This window comes from Streptomyces sp. NPDC007905, from assembly GCF_042959345.1.
Classification (GTDB): domain Bacteria; phylum Actinomycetota; class Actinomycetes; order Streptomycetales; family Streptomycetaceae; genus Streptomyces.
This window is the reverse complement of record NZ_JBIBKS010000024.1, coordinates 63,457-85,099: the sequence shown is the minus strand read 5'-3', so window position 1 is coordinate 85,099 and position 21,643 is coordinate 63,457. Positions and strand designations below refer to the sequence as shown.

Sequence of the window (21,643 nt, the reverse complement as noted above, 5' to 3'; positions counted from 1 at the left end):
CGGTCATCAGCCGATGTGGTAACTGTCCCCGTAGACCTTCCAGTCCAGCGGGGTGTTCAGGTCGAGGTTGCCCTTGCGCAGGAACACCCGCTGTGCGGTGTCGACCCTGCTGGTGTCGCTGTGGGCCTCCTCCTGCTTCATGGCCCACACCCGGGCGTCCAGGAAGGCGTTGAGGTACGTGGTCTCGTTGCCGCCCTGCGCCGGCGGCTTGGCGCTGCGCAGGGCCCGCTTGCGGATGTTGCGGAAGCTGGTGGGATCGTCGCCGTCGCCGTGCATGACGATGGCGTCGTAGTAGATGAACTGGCCGAGGGCGTGCAGCCCGTCCGCCTTGCCCTGGGCGACCGCCGGGTTGAAGTAGACGCGGTCGCGTTCGTCGTTCTGCGCCTGCTGGAACGCGGTGTCCTGCGCCGCCTTGCGCCAGTCCTTGGGGTAGTTGGGGTCCAGGCCGTCGTGCGAGTCGGTGCCGTTGACCCGGCGCAGGGCCGGCAGGTACTTGGCCAGGACGTTGCCGGGCTTGCGGTCGGTGTAGAGCTGGACGAGGTCGAGCATGTCGCCGGTGCCGGAGCAGAAGCCGATGAGGCCGGCGGTGTAGCCGCGGCCGTCGCCGATGTCCTCGATGTACTTGTACTGGGCCTTCCAGTCGAGCGAGGAGTTCTCCGCGCTCGAGACCAGTTGCATGGCGATCTCCTTCTTCGCCGGGTCGTCGAGGCCCGGCGCGGCCGAGGGGGCCGACGGTGCCGCCGCGACGCGCTCGGCGCCAAGCAGGGCTCCGGTGGCGACGGCGCCGAACAAGGCGACGACGGTCCGGCGGGAGGGGCGGGCGGAGGCTGCTGATTCGCGGTCTGCGTGCACCACAGGGGCTCCAAATCGGGGTGGGGGGTGGAGAGTTGGCTGTCACCACACTGGTAGGAAAGTTTCCTATCAAACGCAGCGTCAGCCGGTAACCCGTGCCGCTGCAAGTTCGTAGGATTGAACAGGCGCCACGCCGTCCGATATCACAACGCCCGGGCGCGTGCCGTACCGCCGCCCGATTCAGAAACCGCACTGCTCAATCCCATGAGCGGCGGCGGTTGGACTTACGAATCATGGAGGCGCAGGGTGGACGGGCCCCTTCGCACACGACGGGCACCCCTACGGCACCACCCCGGAGACGACCCGATGAACCACGTCGCGGACCCCGCTCGCTACGACGGCACGATGCGCTACCGGCGCACCGGCCGCTCGGGACTGGACCTGCCCCTGCTGTCCCTGGGCTACTGGCACAACTTCGGCGACGACCGCCCCTTCGAGACCCAGCGCGAGATCGCCCTGCGCGCCTTCGACCTCGGGATCACCCACCACGACCTGGCCAACAACTACGGCCCCCCGTACGGCGCTGCCGAGATCAACTTCGGCCGGCTGCTCAAGCGGGACCTCGCGCCGTACCGGGACGAGCTGGTGGTCTCCACCAAGGCCGGCTGGGACATGTGGCCGGGCCCCTACGGGCAGGGCGGCGGCTCCCGCAAGTACCTACTGGCCTCGCTAAACCAGTCCCTCAGCCGCATGGGCCTGGACTACGTGGACATCTTCTACTCCCACCGGCTGGACGCGAGCACGCCGCTGGAGGAGACGATGGGCGCGCTCGACACCGCCGTCCGCCAGGGCAAGGCCCTGTACGTGGGCATCTCCTCCTACGACGCCGAGCGCACCCGGCAGGCGGCCGCGATCCTGCGCGACCTCGGCACCCCGCTGCTGATCCACCAGCCGTCGTACAGCATGCTCAACCGCTGGATCGAGACCGACGGCCTGCTGGACGCGGCCCAGGAGGAGGGCTTCGGCGTCATCGGGTTCACGGCACTCGCGCAGGGCCTGCTGACCGGCCGCTATCTCGAGGGTCTGCCCCAGGACTCACGGGCAGCTCAGGGCAAGTCCTTCGACCCGTCCTGGCTGACCGAGGACATGCGGCGGCGACTGCGCTCCCTGAACGACATCGCCGCCCGGCGCGGGCAGACCCTGGCCCAGATGGCACTGGCCTGGGCCCTGCGGGACGAGCGGGTCACCTCCCTGGTGATCGGCGCCTCCCGCACCCAGCAGCTGGAGCAGAACGTGGCCGCACTGGAGAACCTCGCCTTCAGCACCGAGGAACTGGCCGAGATCGACAAGTACGCCACCGACGGTGGCGTGGACCTGTGGCGGGACGCGCGCCTGGGGAACCTCGGGTGATTTCTGGCACCGAGTGACACTCGCCATAGACATAAAGAAAAAGTCGGACATAATGGAAGTCATCCGGACCGCGACCCCGCACTTTCAAGGAGCCGCTCACCGCATGGCCTACGGAGCCCACCACAGCCCCTGTCTGCCGCCCCACCCCGACCTGGGCCTGGCCCGCAACTGCGAGCACTGCCTCGGCTGGGGAACCGTCGTCACCCGCGACGGGGAACACGAACTGTGCCGCACCTGTCAGCCCGACCCCGGCAACGACAAGTTCGGCACCGGCCCTCTCGCCCAGTAACTGCACCCGTCCCGCCCCCTGCCGCCGCCGGCCGGAGTGCGGGGCGGTGCGCCGCCACGACGTACCGTGGGGGCATGGCCCCTCCGCTTCCGGGCCCGCTGGCTCACCTGGCGCCGCTGCTCGGCCACTACGGCTACTGGGCCGTGGGGGCCGTCGTCCTCGTGGAGGACTTCGGGGTGCCGGCGCCCGGCGAGACCATCCTGATCGCCGCGGGCGTTCTCGCCGGGGCGGGACGGCTGAACATCGTCGCGGTGGCCGCCACCGCGTTCGCCGCCGCCGTGCTCGGGGACAACATCGGCTACCTCATCGGCCGCAGCGGCGGACGGGCCGCCGTGCACCGCTGGGGACGGTACGTCTTCCTGACACCGAAGCGCTTTCAGGCCGCCGAGGACTTCTTCGGCCGGCACGGCGGCAAGATCGTCACCGTGGCCCGGTTCGTCGAGGGGCTGCGCCAGGCCAACGGGATCATCGCGGGTACGACGGGCATGCCCTGGCGCCGCTTCGTCGCCTTCAACGCGCTCGGCGCGGCGCTGTGGGTCGCCTTCTGGGCCACCCTGGCCTACCTGGTGGGCAGCCACATCACGGCCGTCTACGACGAGATCTCCCGCTACCAGCTCTACCTCCTCGGGACCGCCGGCGTCCTGCTCGGGGCCTTCGTCGCACGTCACCTGGTGCGTCGCCGGCGCGAACTCTGAGTGCTGCCGACAGGTCCGCGTCAGGCGGCCGGGCCGCCGCGGGCTGCGGGTACGCGAAGGCGTGCAGCCCCCCGGTGCCCGGTCCCCCTTCCCTGCCGTCACCGGAAGGCAAGCAGGAGCAGCGGTCGGAAGTCGACCGCGCCCGGTGGGGGTGTCATCCCTTGCGGGCGTACGCCGGACGGGTGCCCTTCGGGGTGTCGTCGGCGGCGGGCTCGTGGCCCCCGCGCAGGGCGGAGGCGACGGCCGAGACGAGGGCCATGCCCGCGGCGACGCCGAAGACGATGGTCAGCCCGTGGTGGAAGGGGCCGGACACCAGCCGGGGGAAGAAGGTGTGGCCGGTCAGGGTGGCGCGCTGCGCCGCGGTCAGGTGGTCCAGGGTGCCGCCCGCGCCGAGCAGGTGGCCGATGGGGTTGCTGCCCAGGAAGGTGGCGAAGAGAGTGCTGACCGGGGGCAGCGAGGCCGCCTCGTGGGCGGTGCCCGCGGGCACGCCGTGCGCCGTCAGTCCGCTGCTGAGCGTCGACGGCAGGGAGGAGGCCAGCCCGGAGACCATCAGCGAGAAGAAGACACCGATGGACAGGGCCGTGCCCGAGTTCTGGAAGGTGGCGCGCATCCCGGAGGCCACGCCCCGGTAGCGGGCCGGGACGCTGCCCATGACGGACGAGGTGTTGGGCGAGGAGAACATCCCCTGGCCCAGGCCGTTGAGGAACAGCAGCGTCGCGAACGGGCCGTAGGCGAAGTCCACGGGGAGTACCAACAGGCCGAGGAACGAGCCGGCGACCACGATCAGGCCGGCCGTGGAGAACAGGCGGGCGCCGAACCGGTCCGAGAGGTAGCCGGAGATCGGACCGGCGATCAGGAAGCCGAGGGTCAGCGGCAGCATGAAGATGCCGGCCCACAGCGGGGTGTCCTCGAAGTCGTAGCCGTGCAGCGGCAGCCAGATGCCCTGCAGCCAGATGATGAGCATGAACTGCAGCCCGCCGCGGGCGATCGCGGTGAGCAGGGCGGCCAGGTTGCCCGCGGCGAAGGCCCGCACCCGGAACAGGGACAGCCGGAACATGGGCTCGGCGACCCGGGTCTCCACCGCGCAGAACACCAGCAGCAGGAGAACACCGCCGGTCAGACCCGCGAGCACCCAGGGGTTGGTCCATCCGGTGGGGTGGCCGCCGTAGGGCTGGATGCCGTAGGTGATGCCGGCGAGCAGGATGCCGGCGCCCGTGGCGAACGTGATGTTGCCGAGCCAGTCGACACGGCCGCGGCCGCCGGCCGCGGTCTCGCGCAGGCTGAGGTAAGACCAGGCGGTCCCGGTCACGCTGACGGGGACGCTCACCCAGAACACCGCCCGCCAGTCGGCCTCGGCGAGCAGGCCACCGGCGAGCAGGCCGAGGAACTGCCCGGCGAGCGCGGTGATCTGGTTGATGCCGAGGGCAGTGCCGCGCTGCCGGGCCGGGAAGGCGTCGGTGAGGATCGCAGCCGAGTTGGCGGTGAGCATGGAGCCGCCGAAGGCCTGCACGATGCGCCACAGGATCAGCCACAGGGCGCCCGCGCCGGCCCGGAACGGGTCGAGGGACAACGCGACGGAGGCGCAGGCGAAGACCAGGAAGCCGAGGTTGTAGATGCGGACGCGGCCGAACATGTCGCCGAGCCGGCCGAGGACGACGACCAGCACGGCCGAGACCAGCAGATAGCCCAGGATCATCACAGCAGATAGCCGATGTTGCCCGCGGCGAGCGGGTCCAGGCCGATGCCGCGGAAGATCGCCGGCAGGGAGATGATCACGATGGAGGCGTCCATCGTGGCGATCAGGACGCCGAGTGTGGTGTTGGACAGGGCGATCCACTTGTAGCCGGGGCCCGGCGGCGTGTCCCGGTGGCGGGCCGAGCGGGCGAGCAGACGGCCGCGCAGGCCGTGCGCGGGTCCGCCCGGGAGCGGCGTCTGCCCGCTCACAGCCGTTCCGCCAGCCGGTCGAGGAGGGGCAGCGCGGCACGCAGTGCCGCGCGCTCCTGCGGGGTGAACTCGTCCAGGGCGTGGGCGAGTCGGCCCACGGACTCCGAGCGGCGTTCCTCCAGCATGATGCGGCCCGTGTCGGTGATCGACACGATGGCCCGCCTGCCGTCGGCCGTGTCGGGGGTGCGGCTGACCAGTCCGCGTTGTTCGAGCCCGGCGAGCGTGGTGGCCATCGCCTGGGGCCGGACGCGCTCCAGCTCGGCCAGCGAGCCGGGCGAGTCGGGTCCGGCGGCGGCCAGCCGGGCCAGCACCGAGACGCCGGAGAGGGTCACGTCGCCGACGGCGTGGGCCTGCCGCAGCCGACGGACGATCCGGCCCATGGCCAGCCGCAGCGCGGCGGCGAGCACGGCGGCCTCCTCGGTGTCCTCGCCCCGGTCCTGATTCCTGTCCTTCGTGTCCACAGGTACTAACAGTAGGTTTATCAGCCTGGACTGTTCAATCAAGAGTTAGTAATCACGGTCGTTTGGACCGCCGCTGAGTGGCAAGCCGAAGGTGGACCGCACACCTAAGAGACGTGGGGATGTGACATCCGATGGCTGGCAACAAGAAGGCGAAGGCCAAGGCGGAGCAGGCCAAGGGCAAGGTCAAGGAGACCGCGGGGCGCGCCGTCGGCAACGAGCGCATGGAGGCCGAGGGCCGCATGGAGGCCGCGCGAGGCGACGCCCGGCAGGCCAAGGAGAAGACGAAGGACGTCTTCAAGCACTGACGTCCAGCGCTGAATCGGACAACGCACCGGGGCAGGCTCGGGGAATCCCTGGATCGGATTCTCCGGCCTGCCTCGCCGTGTCACGAGGGGACCCTGACCCCCGGAGGAAAAGGGCAGCCAAGCATGGACATCCCGCTGAGCACTCATGCGACGACGCGGACGCGCCCCGCGCCCCTGCGGCACACCCGCACCTGGAACGCCGGCGTGCCCTGCATCGCCGACGCGAGAGACGCCGTCGGCGTCCTGCTGTCGCGGGCCCGGCCCGCACCGGCACGGCGGGCGGTCCAGGACGCTCAGCTCGTGGTCAGCGAACTCGTCACCAACGCGGTGCAGCATGCTCCGGGCCCGTGCGCGCTCCGGCTGGAGCTGTCCCCCGACGCCGCCGCACTGCGCATCACCGTCATGGACACCTCCGCCGAGCCGCCCCGGCAGCGCCCTCCTGATCCGCGGCGCATCGGCGGACACGGACTGCAACTGGTGAACATGCTGAGCGACGGACTGGAAGTCACTCCGCTGACCCGGGGCAAGCGCGTCACCACCACCGTCGCCCTCACCAACGGGCCGACCGTGTAAACCTGTTGCCGTGGCCTCTCAGCTGAAACTCATCGCAGACCCCGGCACCACCGGGCTGACCGTGCACATCGCCGGCGACCTCGACTACGACACCTGTGGCGAACTGGTCGACTTCGTGGCCGGTCACCTCGACACCGCGCCGGACGTGGGGGACGTACGCCTGAACTTCCGCGGGCTCACCCACATCGACTCCTCCGGCCTGGCCGCCCTGCTGGCGGTCCGCCGCCGCACCGCTGCCGCCGGCGCCCTGCTGCACCTGGACGAGCGGCCCGCCACGCTCGACCGCATGCTGGACCTCACCAACACCCTCGGCCACCTCACCGCCCCCCTGGACGGGGTTCCCGGCACCGGCACGGGCTGACTCAGGCCACCCGGATCCCCACGATGCAGGTGTCGTCGTCCGTGTCCGACCTGCTGTAGGTGAGCAGCCGGTCCAGGTGCTGGTCCAGGCCGACGGGCGCCGAGCGGGCCGTGGTCAGCAGGTGCGACAGCGATTCCTCCACGGAGCGGTCCCGGCGCTCGATCAGGCCGTCGGTGTACATCAACAGCGTGTCACCGGCCGCGAGTTGCAGCTCCGTCTCCTCGTACTCGGCCTCCGGCAGGGCGCCCAGCAACATGCCCTTGAGCGTGGGCAGGGCGACGGCCTCCGCGTCCCGGACCAGGACCGGCGGGAGATGGCCCGCGCGCGCCCAGCGCAGGGTGCGCCGCTCGGCGTCGTACAGGCCGCAGACGGCGGTGGCGGTGACGGCCCCGGTCAGATGGTGGGCGACGATGTTCAGCCAGGACAGCAGTTGTGCGGGCCCGGCGCCGGTCACGGCCAGGCCGCGCAGGGCGTTGCGCAGCACGACCATGCTGGTCGCCGCCTCGATGCCGTGCCCGGCGACGTCGCCCACGCACAGCAGTACCAGCCCGGAGGGCAGCACGACGGCGTCGTACCAGTCGCCGCCGACCAGTTGCTCGGTCTCGGCGGGCCGGTAGCGCACCGCCACCTGCAGGTCGGGCACCTGCAGCGGGGTCTGGGTGGGCGGCATGATGGCGTGCTGGAGCTGGAGGGCCAGGCGGTTGCGCTCGTCGGCCTGCTGCTCGGTGTGGGCGAGCTGGTCGCGGGTGGCGGCGAGGGCGACCTCGGTCCAGTGCTGGGCGGAGATGTCCTGGTAGGCACCGCGCACGACGAAGAGCTGGCCGTAGGTGTCCAGGACGGGTTCGGCCACCACGCGAATGTGCCGGGTCACTCCGTCCGGCCGCAGCAGCCGGAACGCGGCGGAGGCCGGACGCCGCTGGTGCAGCAGGGTGCGCAGGAAGCGGCGGATGGTGACGGCGTCGTCGGGGTGGGCGTGCGCGGGCAGGTCCTCCAGCGGGACCGGGGAGCTGGTGGGCGGGCGGCCGTAAAGATCGAACAGCTGTCCGTTCCAGGTGATCTCGCCGGTCAGCAGGTTCTCCTCGAAGCCGCCGATGCGGCCGAGCCGCTGGGCGTGCTGGAGCAGGCTGGCCAGGCGTGCCGCCTCGTCCTCGATGCGCCAGATCAGCAGCACGCTGGCGCCGTGCCGGCTGATGCTGATGTCGGCGACGGCCGCGAGCGGCACCTCATCGACCAGCGCGGTGAGCCGCATGCGGTGGGCGCGGAACGCCTCGCCGGTGGCGTGGACCCGCTCCACCCGCTGGAACAGCTCGCTGGATCCCGCGGCCATCGGGTAGGCCTCCAGCAGCAGCGCGCCGTTGATCACGGCCCGCGGCCGGCCCGCGGGGTCGAGGAAGTGGCTGTTGACGTGCTGGATGCGGAAGTCGACGAGCTGCCCGGTTTCGTCGAGGTGCGGCACCAGCACCAGGGCCGGGTCGTGCAGCCCGTCCGCCAGGTCCATCAGTTCCGCCGCGTCGGGCAGCACCCGGGGTTCCTGCGCGGCCCCGGGCAGCAGCGCGTGAGCCTCCAGGGTGTGCGCGCACAGTTCGGCGAGCGCTTCCACCTGGCGGACCACCGGGGGCGGCTGCGGGCCCTCCGGCTTGGGCCAGGCGATCTCCAGGACGCCCAGGATCCGGCCGCCCGCCCCGGCGGGTACGGCCACCCGCGCACCGTCCGCGAAGTCCCGCCGTCCGACGGTGGGCAGCCCCGACCCGGCGAGGGACGGCAGCCAGAGCCCGTCGGGCTCGGTCAGGCCGCGTCGGGCCACCGTGGCCACGTCCGGCGGGACGTAGCGCCAGCGCGCCGCCTCGGCCGGCGGGAACCCGGCGCTGCCCGCGAGGGTCAGCGAACCGTCGGAGCCCACGGCCCAGACGGCGACGGCCACCGCACCCAGCGGCCCCAGCGCGTGCTGGAGCAGCGAGTCGGCCACCGCCTGGGTGTCGTGCGCGGCGAGGACTCCGCTCTCGGCGGCCCGCAGCCGCACGGCGGCGGACTCCTCGACCGGCGCGGCCGAATCCGAGGTGGCGGCCAGGAAGGCGCCGGTCACCTCCGAGACACGGTCCCGGGCCGCCTGGTTGATGACCTCCACCGCGAACTCCAGCGGGGTCACCCGGGCCTGCTCGGCGAGCTCGGCGAGCTGCCGGGCGGCCTGGGCGGGGCCGCAGCCGAGGCGCTCCACCAGGATGCCCTTGGCCAGTTCCATCAGGGCCCGGCCGTCGGCCTCGGCCTGTGCCGCCCGCACCTCCTGGCGCAGCCGTTCGACCGTCGCCGCGAGTCGGCCGACGGGCGAGGTGGCGGGCACCTCGGCCAGGTCCAGGTCCAGGTCCAGGTCGGCCGGCTCCGGCGTGACGAGCCCGTCGACCAGGTCCGGCGTGTCGGCAGCTGCAGTAGCCCGCGGTGGGGTGGACGCGTCGGGGGTGTCCGGTGCGTCGGGGATGTCCGGTGTGTCGGCGTCGGCGGAGCCCGCGGCGGGTGCCGCGGGTTCGGACGACGGGTCGTAGGCGTTCACCGTGTACGTGCTCCTCGGCCGGCGGACGGTGGGGCTGGCAGGGGCGTCCTCATGCGGGCAGCCAGCGCCGGACGCAGGCGATGAGGTCATGCGTGTCCACCGGTTTCGTCACGTAGTCGCTGGCACCTGCGGCGAGGCTCTTCTCCCGGTCGCCCTGCATGGCCTTGGCGGTCACGGCGATGACCGGCAGGTCGGCGTACTGCGGCATCCGGCGGATCTCGGCCGTCGCGGCGTAGCCGTCCATCTCGGGCATCATCACGTCCATCAGAACAAGTTCGACGTCCGGGTTGTTCAGCAGCGTCTCGATGCCCTTGCGGCCGTTCTCCGCGTGCAGCACACGGAAGCCGTGCAGTTCCAGGATGCCACTGAGCGCGAACAGGTTGCGGGCGTCGTCGTCGACGACGAGGACGCTTCGGCCGCGGTTGCTCTCGTCGACCGGGTGGGGCGCCGCCGGCTGCGGTTCGTCGCCGCGGACCAGGGTGAGCACCTCGCCGGGCTCCTCGGCCGACAGGTGCAGGGCGATCCGTTCGCGCAGCTCGTCCAGGCTGTACAGGTACTCCAGCGAGCCGCCCGCGCCGTCCTCGGTGAGCTGCTCGATGCGGTAGGAGCTGTGTACCAGGACGGGCACGCTCGCCAGCGCCGAGTCGCCGCGCAGGGCCTGCAGGAAGCGGGCGGACTCCCCGTCTGACGCGCCGAGCTGGACGACGACGCAGTGGCAGGGTTCCGCGGCGAGCGCACCGGCCGCCTCCTGCGCGCCGACCGCGGTGATGATGTCGACGGGGGTGCCGCCCGGGCCGTGCGCGAGGTCCCCGACGACGCTCTCGGCGACGAGCGTGAGCAGGCCGCGCAGGCGCTCCTCCACGACGAGCAGGCGGCGCGGACGCTGCCCCTTGGCGGCACCCGGCCGTGGGTCGGCCATGGGCTCCCGCTCGGGCAGCTCGTCGGCCCGGGGCGCCTCCAGCTGCTGCGGCGCATTCCGGCCGCCCCGCAGCAATTCCTCGAAGTCCGCCCGGGCGACGGGCAGGAAGAGGGTGAACGTGCTGCCCTTGCCGGGTGTGCTGTCGACCGTGACGGCACCGCCGAGGAGTTGGGCGATCTCCCGGGTGATGGACAGGCCGAGGCCGGTGCCACCGTACTTGCGGCTCGTGGTGCCGTCCGCCTGCTGGAAGGCGCCGAAGATGGTCTCCCGCTGCTGATCCGGGATGCCGATGCCGGTGTCCTTCACCCGGAAGGCCACGATGGTGCCGCCGCGCAGCACGCCCTGGGGCACCTCCTCGTCGGGCGCGGGTTCGATCCGCAGTTCGACACCGCCCTGCTCGGTGAACTTCACCGCGTTGGACAGCAGGTTACGCAGGATCTGCCGCAGCCGGGAGTCGTCGGTGAGCAGGTCGGCGGGGGCGCCGGGTGCGGTGGTGACGGTGAAGTCCAGGCTCTTTTGCGAGGTCATCGGCCGGAACGTGGCCTCGACGTACTCGATGAGCTGCTTGAGCGGGACCCGCTCGGGATTAATGTCCATCTTGCCGGCCTCGACCTTGGACAGGTCGAGGATGTCGTTGATGAGCTGGAGCAGGTCCGAGCCGGCGGAGTGGATGATGCCCGCGTACTCGACCTGCTTGGGGGTGAGGTTGCGGGAAGGGTTCTGGGCCAGCAGCTGGGCCAGGATGAGCAGGCTGTTGAGCGGGGTGCGCAGCTCGTGGCTCATGTTCGCGAGGAACTCGGACTTGTACCGCGAGGCGAGCGACAACTGCTGGGCGCGGGCCTCCAGTTCCTGCCGGGCCTGCTCGATCTGCAGGTTCTTCGCCTCGATGTCCCGGTTCTGCTCGGCCAGCAGCGAGGCCTTCTCCTCCAGTTCGGCGTTGGACTGCTGCAACTCCTCCTGCCGTGCCTGCAACTCGGCGGAGCGCGACTGCAGTTCGCTGGTCAGACGCTGCGACTCCTGGAGCAGCTCGTCCGTGCGGGCGTTGGCGACGATCGTGTTGACGTTGACACCGATGGTCTCCACCAACTGCTGCAGGAAGTCCTGCTGGACCGGGGTGAAGGGGGCGACCGAGGCGAGTTCGATGACGCCGAGGACCTGCTCCTCGAAGACGACGGGCAGCAGCAGCAGAACGGTGGGCTCGACCTGTCCGAGCCCGGAGGAGATGGTCACGTACCCGGGCGGCAGCTGGTCCACGGCGATGATACGGCGGCTGCGGGCGGCCTGGCCGACCAGGGAGCGGCCGAAGGGGATCCGGACGGGCCGGGTGTCGTCCTCGGGCCGGCCGTAGGAGCCGACGAGCCGCAGTTCGGGTCCGGACGGGCCGTCATCGGCGAGGTAGAAGGCGCCGTACTGGGCGGACACCTGGGGCACCAGCTCGTCCATGATCAGCTCGGCGACGACCGGCAGGTCGCGGTGGCCCTGCATCAGGGCGGAGATGCGGGCGAGGTTGGTCTTGAGCCAGTCCTGTTCCTGGTTGGCCCGGGTGGTCTCGCGCAGGGACCCCACCATGGAGTTGATGTTGTCCTTGAGGTCGGCGACCTCGCCGGACGCGTCGACGGTGATCGACCGGGTCAGGTCCCCCTCGGCGACGGCGCTGGCCACGTCGGCGATGGCGCGCACCTGGCGGGTGAGGTTGCCCGCGAGTTCGTTGACGTTCTCCGTCAGGCGCTTCCAGGTGCCGGAGACGCCCTCGACCTCCGCCTGGCCGCCGAGGCGGCCCTCGGTGCCGACCTCGCGAGCGACGCGGGTCACCTCGTCGGCGAAGGCCGACAGCTGGTCGACCATGGTGTTGATGGTCGTCTTCAGTTCGAGGATCTCGCCGCGGGCGTCCACGTCGATCTTCTTCGACAGGTCGCCCCGGGCCACCGCGGTGGTCACCAGCGCGATGTTGCGCACCTGACCGGTGAGGTTGTTGGCCATGGAGTTGACGTTGTCGGTGAGGTCCTTCCAGGTGCCGGCCACGTTGGGCACATGGGCCTGGCCGCCGAGGCGGCCCTCGGTGCCGACCTCGCGGGCGACCCGGGTCACCTCGTCCGCGAACGCGGAGAGCGTGTCGACCATGGTGTTGATGACGTCGGCGAGCGCGGCGACCTCGCCCTTGGCCTCGACGGTGATCTTCTGGGAGAGGTCACCGCGGGCCACGGCGGTGGCGACCTGCGCGATGGAGCGGACCTGGCCGGTGAGATTGGAGGCCATCACGTTGACGTTGTCGGTGAGGTCCTTCCAGGTGCCCGAGACTCCGCGCACGGTGGCCTGTCCGCCGAGGTTCCCGGCGGTGCCGACCTCGCGGGCCACCCGGGTCACCTCGTCCGCGAACGCCGACAACTGGTCCACCATCGTGTTGATGGTGTTCTTCAGCTCCAGGATCTCGCCCCGCGCATCCACGGTGATCTTCTGCGACAGATCACCCTGCGCCACCGCCGTGGCCACCTGGGCGACATTGCGCACCTGGTTGGTCAGGTTTCCGGCCATGAAGTTCACCGAGTCGGTCAGGTCGCGCCAGGTGCCCTTGACGCCCTTGACGTCCGCCTGCCCCCCGAGGCGTCCTTCGGTGCCCACCTCGCGGGCCACCCGGGTCACCTCGTCCGCGAACGCCGACAACTGGTCCACCATCGTGTTGATGGTGTTCTTCAGCTCCAGGATCTCGCCCCGCGCATCCACGGTGATCTTCTGCGACAGATCACCCTGCGCCACCGCCGTCGTCACCTGGGCGACATTGCGCACCTGGTTGGTCAGGTTTCCGGCCATGAAGTTGACCGAGTCGGTCAGGTCGCGCCAGACACCGGCGACTCCGGGCACCTGGGCCTGTCCTCCGAGGCGCCCCTCGGTGCCGACCTCTCGGGCGACCCGGGTCACCTCGTCGGCGAAGGCGGACAGCTGGTCGACCATCGTGTTGACGGTCTCCTTCAGCTGCAGGATCTCGCCGCGCGCGGGCACATCGATCTTCTGCGACAGGTCGCCCTTGGCCACGGCGGTCGCGACCTGTGCGATGTCGCGGACCTGGGTGGTGAGGTTGCCCGCCATGGCGTTGACGGAGTCGGTCAGGTCGGCCCAGGTGCCGGAGACCCCCGGTACCTCCGCCTGTCCGCCGAGGGTACCCTCGGTGCCCACCTCGCGGGCCACGCGCGTCACTTCGGAGGTGAACACCGACAACTGGTCGACCATGCCGTTGAAGACCGTGGCGATGTCACCCATCAGTCCGCTGGCGTCGTCGGGCAGACGCGTGCCGAAGTCTCCGTCGCGTACGGCGGTCAGCCCCGCGAGGAGTCTCCTCAGTTCCTTTTCACCCGGGACCGCTTCGATCGTCCCGGTCGCCTTGCCGGCCATGCGCACCCTCGTTCCGCTCCCCAGGAGCCCTCGGGCAGAGGGCTCGGAACCACAACCGGGCACACGGCCTGACCCGGAATCGATGAATGCATTTCCGCAGTTCACGGAAGTGCGTGATGAGAAATACGTCGCAGGCTAACCCACATTCACGACCGCGGACAAAGCCACGGGACATCCCCCGGCGAGGATGAAATCCGGGAGTGTGGAGCCCGGGAACGGGGGTAGACGAAGAAGTTTGAGCACCTCACGGCTTGATCACCGTACGGCGCCGGTACGGCCGGCCCGCGCCATGCCCGTCGGCCGGGCCGCCCGGTCCGGCCGGATCTCGCCGTCCACGACGATGTGACGATGTTCAGTACGCCGCTCCGGAAGGCGCCGTCATCCACCAGGGCGATCACCGGCCGGCCCGGTGCGGCGAACCGCGCGGCGACCGCGTAGGGGACGGCCGCGCCGGGCAGACCGAGGTGTCCCGACAGCAGGGAGCACGTGCCGTTGCGCAGTCGGAGATGCCGCGTCCATCAGTCCAGCGAGGTCCCGCAGCGTCCGGGCACGCCGTACGCGTTCGACACCCCACGACCGCAGCCTGGCGGCGACGACCTCGGACACATCCACCACGGCGACCTCCTCGACGACCGCCGGCAAGTCCGTGCGGGCCATCGGACAGCCCCACGCCCACCGCCGCAAACGGACCCGCCCGTCCGGCCCCGCCCGGACCGTTTCGAACGAGCGGAGCGGGGGCACCCGTGCCGGGCTCGAATCAGAGCACCCACAGTGAGGGGCCCGGAACCGGGCGGAAGGCGAGACGCAGTGGCGGTGTCCGACGAGCGGCGCTCGCCCAGGCGCGAGGGGCGGGGCGAGCGGCTGGTGACCGCGCTCGACCAGCGGCTGCCGGTCTCGTCCGCGGGCAGGGAGTTCCTACGCAAGGCGTTCCCCGACCACTGGTCGCTCCCGCCGGGCGTGATGCTGCCCGCCGTCCTCTCCCTGTACGGCTATCCGTTCTTCGAGCGGTGGCTCACCGGGCCGGGACCGGAGCAGCACCTGTGCGACCGGCTGCGCAGCCAGCCCACCCGCACCGCGCTCGGCCCCACCAAGCGGGCGCGTCCGGGCCTGCAGGCGGCCGACCGACGCCGGCTGCCGGACGGTCGGGACACCGCTGAGGTACGGCGGACGGCGGACGGGGTACGAGCAGGCGCGCACGCTGCTGTCGCGGGAGGAGGCCTACCGGATCGTGGTGCGCGACGCTCCCCGGCCTCGCGCGCAGGGGCACGCAGGCCTGGCGGTGGCTCCACCGGCACCGGCACCGGCACCGGCCGCGCAACGCCCTGAGCCGTTGGTACTTCGCCAAGAGCGTGGAACTGCCGGGCGCGTGGCATGGGTACGGGCCGCGCCGGGCGAGGCACCCGAGGGGGGCGACGAGTCGTGAGTGAGGTGGGTACGGCATGAGCGGCGGCCAGGAGGCGAAGGCGGGCCACGGCAACCTTCTGTTCGGCCCCCAGCCGGACGTGGCGGGTGCCTCCGGTTACCCGGACGCTCCGCCCAGGATGGGCTTCTTCACCGACACCTCCGTGTGCATCGGCTGCAAGGCCTGCGAGGTGGCCTGCAAGGAGTGGAACGCCATTCCGGAGGACGGGCTGGAGCTGACGGGCATGTCCTACGACAACACGCAGGGGCTCGGCGCCGACACCTGGCGCCACGTGGCCTTCATCGAGCAGCGCAAGCCGTTCGGCGGGCAGGAGCCCGGTGTCGGCCACGAGGACGTGGACGTGTTCGCCGCCGCCTCCCGGCTCGGCACCGGTGCGGCCCCGCCCGGCCCGGGAGCCACCACTCCCCCGCCCGGCGCTGCCCCCGCGGGCGCCCCGGCCGGGGAGATCTCGCCGGTGTCCCCGGACGGCAGGACCGAGCTGCGCTGGCTGATGTCCTCGGACGTGTGCAAGCACTGCACGCACGCGGCCTGCCTGGACGTGTGCCCCACGGGCGCGCTGTTCCGCACCGAGTTCGGAACGGTCGTCGTCCAGGAGGACGTCTGCAACGGCTGCGGCTACTGCGTGCCCGCCTGCCCGTACGGTGTCATCGACCAGCGCAAGGACGACGGCCGGGTGTGGAAGTGCACCCTGTGCTACGACCGGCTGGGCGTCGGCATGGAGCCGGCCTGCGCCAAGTCCTGCCCCACGGACTCGATCCAGTTCGGTCCCCTGGAGGAGCTGCGCGAGCGGGCGGCTGCCCGGGTGGCGCAGCTGCACGCGTCCGGGGTGACCGACGCCCTGCTCTACGGCGAGAGCCCGCAGGACGGGGTCGGCGGCGACGGGGCGTTCTTCCTGCTGCTGGACGAGCCGGAGGTCTACGGCCTGCCCCCGGACCCGGTGGTCACCACCCGGGACCTGCCCGCCATGTGGCGGCAGGCGGCGCTGGCCGCCGTCTCACTCGGCGCGCTCGCCGTCGCCAGTTTCGTGAGGAGGCCGCGATGAGCGGATCGGACGTCACCCGGAACGGTGTGCAGGGCGAGCGGCCGGGACGCGAGGCGCCCACCGGGGCCCGTGCCGGGCGCCGGCGACGCCGTCGCGGCCGGGGCGAGCGGCCGATGGTCCCGGACGCGGAGTTCTCGTCGTACTACGGCAAGCCGGTCCTGAACAAGCCGACGTGGAAGCCCCTGGACATCGCCGGCTACCTGTACCTCGGTGGTCTGGCGGGGGCGTCCTCGCTGCTGGCCGTGGGGGCCGACCTCACCGGGCGGCCGGCGCTGGGCCGGCCGGCGAAGCTGGGCGCCGCCGGGGCGATCTCCCTCTCCCTGGTGGCGCTCGTCCATGACCTGGGCCGCCCGGCCCGCTTCGTGAACATGCTCCGGGTCCTCAAGCCCACCTCTCCGATGAGCGTCGGCTCGTGGCTGCTGGCCGGGTACGCCCCGCTCGCACTGGCCGCCGCGACCGCGGATGTCGCGGGCCGCCACCGGCGCGTGGGCTCGGCCGCCACCGCGGGCGCCGCCGTCCTCGGCCCGGCCGTGGCGACGTACACCGCGGTCCTGATCTCGGACACGGCGGTGCCCTCCTGGCACGAGGGGTACCGGGAGCTGCCGTTCGTCTTCGCGGGATCCGGTGCCACCGCGGCGGCCGGTCTCGCGCTGGCCGCCGCCCCGGTCGGCCAGGCGGGTCCCGCGCGCCGCATGGCCGTAGGGGGCGCCGCGCTGGAACTGGGGGCCTTCCAGGTGATGAAGGACCGCATGGGCCTGGCCGCCGAGCCCTACGAGCGGGGCAGGCCGCACAGGCTGCTCCGGGCGGCGGAGGCCCTGACGGCGGGCGGTGCCGCGCTGGCGGTCCTGTCGGGACGGCTGCGCGACCGGCGGCTCGCCGCGGCGGCCGGTGCCGCGCTGCTCTCCGGTTCGGCGGTCCTGCGCTTCGGCGTGTTCCACGCCGGGGTGGCCTCGGCCGAGGACCCGAAGTACACGGTCGTGCCGCAGCGGGAACGGCTGGCGGCGCGCGGCCGTTGAGGGCTCAGGCGCCCAGTTGCCCCGCCAGGTCCACCACTCCGGTCGCGGACCGGTCGGCCGGGTGCGTGGCCTGTGGATAGGGCTCGGGTGTCTGGTGCAGCCAGGCGGTGGCCAGGCCCGCCCGGGCGGCGCCGTCGACGTCCCAGGGGTGCACGGAGACCAGCAGCACCTTCCGGGACGGCACACCCACGGTGTCCAGGGCATGGATTAGGCCTCGCGCGCCGGCTTCCAGCGGCCCACGCCCTCGACGTCCAGATGGGCCTCGAAGCAGTCGGTCAGGCCGACGCGGTCCAGCACCGCGCGGGTGGTGGCGGCCGAGCCGTTGGTCAGGGTCACCAGGCGGTACCGGGCCGCTCGCAGGGCCCGTACGCCGTCGGGGACGTCCGGGTGCAGGGGCAGTTCGGGCGGGCCGCCGAGCACGTACTCCGCGGCCTCCTCCCCGTCGGCCGCGAGGCCCGCCCGGGCCGCGAGCGTGCGCAGTCCGTCCCGGGCGACGGCGGCGAACGAGGCGTGGCCGCCGGCCAGGGTCAGGGCCACGCCGTCGCGCAGCACCCCGGCGAACCAGGCCGGCAGGAGAGGGCCGGGCAGGCCGACGTGCTCGAGCCGGGCCGCGAGCGCGGACACCGGTGAGCGTTTCGTTGACGTCGAACACGACGACGCGCGGGCGGGGGCCGTCACCGGGCACGTGCATCACCGCCCTGGGCGGAGAGGGCCGGCTCACGCCCTGGAGCGACACCAGGTAGACGCCCATGCCGGGCGAAGGCGGTCAGGACACCGACGTAGTGGGCCTCCAGGCGGGGCCGTTCGGCCTGCTCCGAGGCCTGGGCACGTCGGCGTACCAGCGCGTACGTCACCACGGCGAGAACGGCGACGAGAACGAGGCCGGCGATGACCGCCTCGACGGTGAACACGGTCCCGAGGACGTGACGCCGCCTCATCGCGCCGCCACCTTCGCCCCGACGCTCCTGGCCATCATGCGATCGCTCCCGCCACATCGCTCGGGACCGTGACCACCCGGACATTACGGGCATGGCGTCCGGTCCGTGCGCCGACACACCGCGCCGCCGGATTCCCCCGTCGGCGCGGACTCCTTCCTGGCCGCCGCCGTTTGACCGGACCGTGCGGGGGTACCCCGCGGCACACCAGGGCCGGAGATGCCGTGGCCGCGCGCTGCGCGAGAGTCGAGGAACCGAGCGGGAGGAGCGAGTCGTGGGTGTGCGCACCTGGATCGACTCCTGGCCGGTCTACCGCCAGCTCACCGGGACGGACCCGCTGGGGCGGGGAGCCGCCGCCAAGAGCGGGCGTAGCGCGCGACTCGAGCCCCGGGTCACCACGGCCGACCGGGTGGTGAAGTCCGTCTGCCCCTACTGCGCGGTGGGCTGCGGGCAGAACGTGTACGTCCAGGACGGCAAGGTCACCCAGATCGAGGGCGATCCCGACTCCCCGATCTCGCGCGGCCGGCTGTGTCCCAAGGGCGCGGCGAGCCTCCAGCTGACCACCGGGAACGCCCGCGAGCACCAGGTCCTGTACCGCAGGCCGCACGGCACCGAGTGGGAGCGTCTGGACCTGGACACGGCGATGGACATGATCGCCGACCGGGTGATCGAGGCGCGCCGGGCCGGCTGGGAGTGGGAGGTCGACGAGACCCGCACCCGGCGCACGCTCGGTATCGCCAGCCTGGGCGGGGCGACGCTCGACAACGAAGAGAACTACCTGATCAAGAAGCTGTTCACCGCGCTGGGAGCGATCCAGACCGAGAACCAGGCGCGCGTTTGACACTCCTCCACCGTTCCCGGTCTGGGAACCTCGTTCGGACGCGGCGGCGCGACCACCTTCCAGCAGGACCTGCAGAACGCCGACTGCATCGTCATCCAGGGCTCGAACATGGCCGAGTGCCACCCGGTCGGGTTCCAGTGGGTGATGGAGGCCAAGGCTCGCGGCGCGAAGGTGATCCATGTCGATCCGCGGTTCACACGGACCAGCGCGCTCGCGGACGTGCACGTGCCGCTGCGCGCGGGCTCTGACATCGCGTTCCTCGGCGGGATCGTCAACTACGTCCTGCAGCGGGAGAAGTACTTCCGGGACTACGTGGTGGCGTACAGCAACGCGCCGGTGATCCTGCGGGAGGACTTCCGCGACACCGAGGACCTGGACGGCGTCTTCTCCGGCCTGGACCCCGAGACCCGCAGCTACGACAACAGCAGCTGGCAGTACGAGGGCACCGAGGTGCAGGCGCCCTCGGGCGAGCGCGACCAGGAGTACGAGGTGCGCACCGGCGGCGGCAGTTCGGTGACCGAGGCGGCGCGCGGCGAGGCCCACGGCTCCGGCGGTGCGGTGATCGGCGAGGGCGAGCCCGAGCGGGACGAGTCGCTCACCCATCCGCGCTGCGTCTTCCAGGTGCTGAAGCGGCACTACGCCCGCTACACGCCCGAACTGGTGGAGCAGATCTGCGGGGTGCCCGAGGACCTGTTCCGGCAGGTGTGCGAGCTGGTCACGGAGAACTCCGGGCGCGAGCGGACGACGGCCTTCGCCTACGCGGTCGGCTGGACGCAGCACACGGTGGGCGTCCAGTACATCCGGACGGCCGCCGTGCTGCAGACGCTGCTCGGCAACATCGGCCGCCCGGGCGGCGGCATCCTCGCCCTGCGCGGGCACGCCTCGATCCAGGGCTCCACGGACATCCCGACCCTGTTCAACCTGCTGCCCGGCTACATCCCGATGCCGCACGCGCACCAGAACCAGGACCTGGACGCCTTCGTCGACGCCGAGGCCGCGCACAAGGGCTACTGGGGCAACATGCGCGCCTATCTGGTGAGCCTGCTCAAGGCGTACTGGGGTGACGCGGCGACGGCGGAGAACGACTTCTGCTTCGACTACCTGCCGCGGCTGACCGGCTCGCACTCCACGTACGAGACGACGATGGCCCAGCTGGAAGGCACCTGCAAGGGCTACTTCCTCGTCGGCGAGAACCCGGCGGTCGGCAACGCCAACTCCAAGCTCATGCGCCTCGGCATGGCCAACCTGGACTGGCTGGTCGTCCGGGACTTCTCCCTGATCGAGTCGGCGACCTGGTGGAAGGACGGCCCCGAGATCGAGACCGGCGAGCTGCGCACCGAGGACATCCGCACCGAGGTGTTCTTCCTGCCGGCCGCCGCGCACACCGAGAAGGACGGCAGCTTCACCAACACCCAACGGCTGCTGCAGTGGCACCACCAGGCGGTCGAGCCGCCCGGCCAGGCGCGCAGCGACCTGTGGTTCACGTACCACCTCGGGCGGATCATCCGGGAGAAGCTGGCCGGCTCCGCCGACGAGATGGACCGGCCGGTGCTCGACCTCGCCTGGGACTACCCGACGAAGGGCCGGCTCGCGGAACCGGACGCGGAGGCCGTGCTCGCCGAGGTCAACGGCCATGACGCCGACGGCAGTCCGCTCTCCTCCTACGAGCAGCTGAAAGGCGACGGCTCGACCGCGTGCGGCTGCTGGATCTACTGCGGTGTCTATGCCGGCGGCGTCAACCAGGCCGCCCGCCGCAAGCCGGGACGGGAGCAGAACTGGGTGGCGGCCGAGTGGGCGTGGGCCTGGCCGGCCAACCGCCGCATCCTGTACAACCGCGCCTCGGCGGACCCGGAGGGCAGGCCGTGGAGCGAGCGGAAGGCGCTGGTGTGGTGGGACCCGGACAAGGGTGAGCAGGGCTCTTGGTCCGGACACGACGTCCCCGACTTCAAGAAGGACAAGGCGCCGGATCACGAGCCGGCGCGGGACGCGACCGGACCGGAGGCCCTGTCGGGGCAGGACCCGTTCATCATGCAGGCCGACGGCAAGGCCTGGCTGTACGTGCCGTCCGGGCTCACGGACGGACCGCTGCCGACGCACTACGAGCCGCAGGACTCCCCGTTCCCGAACCTGCTGTACTCGCGACAGCGCAACCCCGTACGGCACTTGATGCCCCCGCACCCCGACAACCGCTATCAGCCGAGCGGCACCGAGCCCGGCTCGGAGGTGTTCCCGTACGTGGCCACCACCTACCGGCTCACCGAGCACCACACCGCGGGCGGCATGTCCCGCTGGCAGCCGTACCTCGCGGAACTGCAGCCGGAGTTCTTCTGCGAGGTGTCCCCGGAGCTGGCGGCCGAGCGGGGCCTGGAGCACACGGGCTGGGCGACGATCGTCAGCGCCCGTGCGGTGATCGAGGCGCGGGTGCTGGTCACCGACCGGATGGCACCGCTGAGGGTGCAGGGGCGGACCCTGCACCAGGTGGGCCTGCCCTACCACTGGGGTCCGAACGGCTACAGCACCGGGGACGCGGCCAACGAGCTGATGCACCTGTCCCTGGACCCCAACACCCACATCCAGGAGACGAAGGCGATCGCCGTCGACATCCGCCCGGGCCGCCGGCCGCGGGGCCCGGCGTCACTGGCGCTGGTACGGGCGTACCGGGCCAGGGCGGGCATCGACGCGCACACCGGGACCGAGCTGTGAGC

General features: G+C 71.8%; 18 protein-coding genes and 1 pseudogene. 10 read left to right on the top strand and 9 right to left on the bottom strand.

From position 1 onward, the window contains the following. Positions 1-6 precede the first annotated feature (6 nt). Complete coding sequence (locus ACFZDC_RS33745) at positions 7-855, bottom strand: chitosanase (RefSeq protein WP_391329778.1); 849 nt, start codon at positions 853-855, stop codon at positions 7-9. Between the two features lie 303 nt (positions 856-1,158). Here ACFZDC_RS33745 and mgrA point away from each other — a divergent pair, with 303 nt between their 5' ends. The 3 genes from mgrA to ACFZDC_RS33730 all read left to right on the top strand — a co-directional run bounded on the left by mgrA (position 1,159) and on the right by ACFZDC_RS33730 (position 3,186). Further along, the gene (gene mgrA, locus ACFZDC_RS33740; protein WP_391329776.1) at positions 1,159-2,202 is read left to right on the top strand and encodes an L-glyceraldehyde 3-phosphate reductase; all 1,044 of its coding nucleotides are present in this window, start codon (positions 1,159-1,161) and stop codon (positions 2,200-2,202) included. Positions 2,203-2,305: 103 nt separating this feature from the next. Further along, a complete protein-coding gene (locus ACFZDC_RS33735; protein WP_391329774.1) occupies positions 2,306-2,491 on the top strand; it encodes a hypothetical protein in 186 nt (61 codons plus the stop codon). Between the two features lie 74 nt (positions 2,492-2,565). Then, positions 2,566-3,186, top strand: coding sequence for a VTT domain-containing protein (locus ACFZDC_RS33730; protein ID WP_391329772.1), 621 nt, complete (start codon positions 2,566-2,568; stop codon positions 3,184-3,186). Between the two features lie 154 nt (positions 3,187-3,340). Here ACFZDC_RS33730 and ACFZDC_RS33725 read toward each other — a convergent pair. Continuing rightward, a pseudogene (locus ACFZDC_RS33725) lies at positions 3,341-4,977 on the bottom strand (MFS transporter). 149 nt (positions 4,978-5,126) lie between these two features. Then, positions 5,127-5,591 carry a MarR family transcriptional regulator gene (locus tag ACFZDC_RS33720; protein WP_391329770.1) on the bottom strand — a complete coding sequence of 155 codons (465 nt, stop codon included), beginning with the start codon at positions 5,589-5,591 and terminating at the stop codon, positions 5,127-5,129. A 131-nt stretch (positions 5,592-5,722) separates the two neighbouring features. Between ACFZDC_RS33720 and ACFZDC_RS33715 the strand changes: the two genes are divergently transcribed. From ACFZDC_RS33715 to ACFZDC_RS33705, 3 genes are all read left to right on the top strand, one after another. Next, positions 5,723-5,896 carry a CsbD family protein gene (locus tag ACFZDC_RS33715; protein ID WP_391329768.1) on the top strand — a complete coding sequence of 58 codons (174 nt, stop codon included), beginning with the start codon at positions 5,723-5,725 and terminating at the stop codon, positions 5,894-5,896. A gap of 123 nt (positions 5,897-6,019) precedes the next feature. Beyond that, a complete protein-coding gene (locus ACFZDC_RS33710; protein WP_391329766.1) occupies positions 6,020-6,469 on the top strand; it encodes an ATP-binding protein in 450 nt (149 codons plus the stop codon). Between the two features lie 10 nt (positions 6,470-6,479). Then, positions 6,480-6,830 (top strand): STAS domain-containing protein, encoded by a 351-nt coding sequence (locus tag ACFZDC_RS33705; RefSeq protein WP_391329764.1) that lies wholly within the window; start codon positions 6,480-6,482, stop codon positions 6,828-6,830. A 1-nt stretch (position 6,831) separates the two neighbouring features. Here ACFZDC_RS33705 and ACFZDC_RS33700 read toward each other — a convergent pair whose 3' ends face one another. The 3 genes from ACFZDC_RS33700 to ACFZDC_RS33690 form a co-directional block, all read right to left on the bottom strand. Further along, positions 6,832-9,231 carry a SpoIIE family protein phosphatase gene (locus ACFZDC_RS33700; protein WP_391329872.1) on the bottom strand — a complete coding sequence of 800 codons (2,400 nt, stop codon included), beginning with the start codon at positions 9,229-9,231 and terminating at the stop codon, positions 6,832-6,834. Between the two features lie 193 nt (positions 9,232-9,424). After that, entirely contained in the window at positions 9,425-13,681 is a 4,257-nt protein-coding gene (locus ACFZDC_RS33695) for a HAMP domain-containing protein (RefSeq protein ID WP_391329761.1), read from the bottom strand. 146 nt (positions 13,682-13,827) lie between these two features. Continuing rightward, a complete protein-coding gene (locus ACFZDC_RS33690) occupies positions 13,828-14,181 on the bottom strand; it encodes a thiamine pyrophosphate-dependent enzyme (protein ID WP_391329870.1) in 354 nt (117 codons plus the stop codon). Positions 14,182-14,488: 307 nt separating this feature from the next. Between ACFZDC_RS33690 and ACFZDC_RS33685 the strand changes: the two genes are divergently transcribed. From ACFZDC_RS33685 to nrfD, 3 genes are all read left to right on the top strand, one after another. Next, positions 14,489-15,007, top strand: coding sequence for a hypothetical protein (locus tag ACFZDC_RS33685; RefSeq protein ID WP_391329759.1), 519 nt, complete (start codon positions 14,489-14,491; stop codon positions 15,005-15,007). A gap of 113 nt (positions 15,008-15,120) precedes the next feature. Next, a complete protein-coding gene (locus ACFZDC_RS33680) occupies positions 15,121-16,146 on the top strand; it encodes a 4Fe-4S dicluster domain-containing protein (protein ID WP_391329757.1) in 1,026 nt (341 codons plus the stop codon). Beyond that, a complete protein-coding gene (gene nrfD, locus ACFZDC_RS33675) occupies positions 16,143-17,162 on the top strand; it encodes an NrfD/PsrC family molybdoenzyme membrane anchor subunit (protein ID WP_391329755.1) in 1,020 nt (339 codons plus the stop codon). Before ACFZDC_RS33680 ends, nrfD begins: the two co-directional genes overlap by 4 nt. Before the next feature lie 4 nt (positions 17,163-17,166). Here the strand turns inward: nrfD and ACFZDC_RS33670 are convergent, their stop codons facing one another. The 3 genes from ACFZDC_RS33670 to ACFZDC_RS33660 are packed head-to-tail and all read right to left on the bottom strand — an operon-like array spanning position 17,167 to position 18,100. After that, a complete protein-coding gene (locus tag ACFZDC_RS33670; protein ID WP_391329753.1) occupies positions 17,167-17,352 on the bottom strand; it encodes a hypothetical protein in 186 nt (61 codons plus the stop codon). A gap of 17 nt (positions 17,353-17,369) precedes the next feature. Further along, complete coding sequence (locus tag ACFZDC_RS33665) at positions 17,370-17,786, bottom strand: HAD family hydrolase (protein ID WP_391329750.1); 417 nt, start codon at positions 17,784-17,786, stop codon at positions 17,370-17,372. 50 nt (positions 17,787-17,836) lie between these two features. Further along, positions 17,837-18,100, bottom strand: coding sequence for a hypothetical protein (locus ACFZDC_RS33660; RefSeq protein ID WP_391329748.1), 264 nt, complete (start codon positions 18,098-18,100; stop codon positions 17,837-17,839). A 271-nt stretch (positions 18,101-18,371) separates the two neighbouring features. Here ACFZDC_RS33660 and fdh point away from each other — a divergent pair, with 271 nt between their 5' ends. Continuing rightward, positions 18,372-21,641 (top strand): formate dehydrogenase, encoded by a 3,270-nt coding sequence (fdh, locus tag ACFZDC_RS33655; RefSeq protein ID WP_391329746.1) that lies wholly within the window; start codon positions 18,372-18,374, stop codon positions 21,639-21,641. Positions 21,642-21,643: the final 2 nt, after the last annotated feature.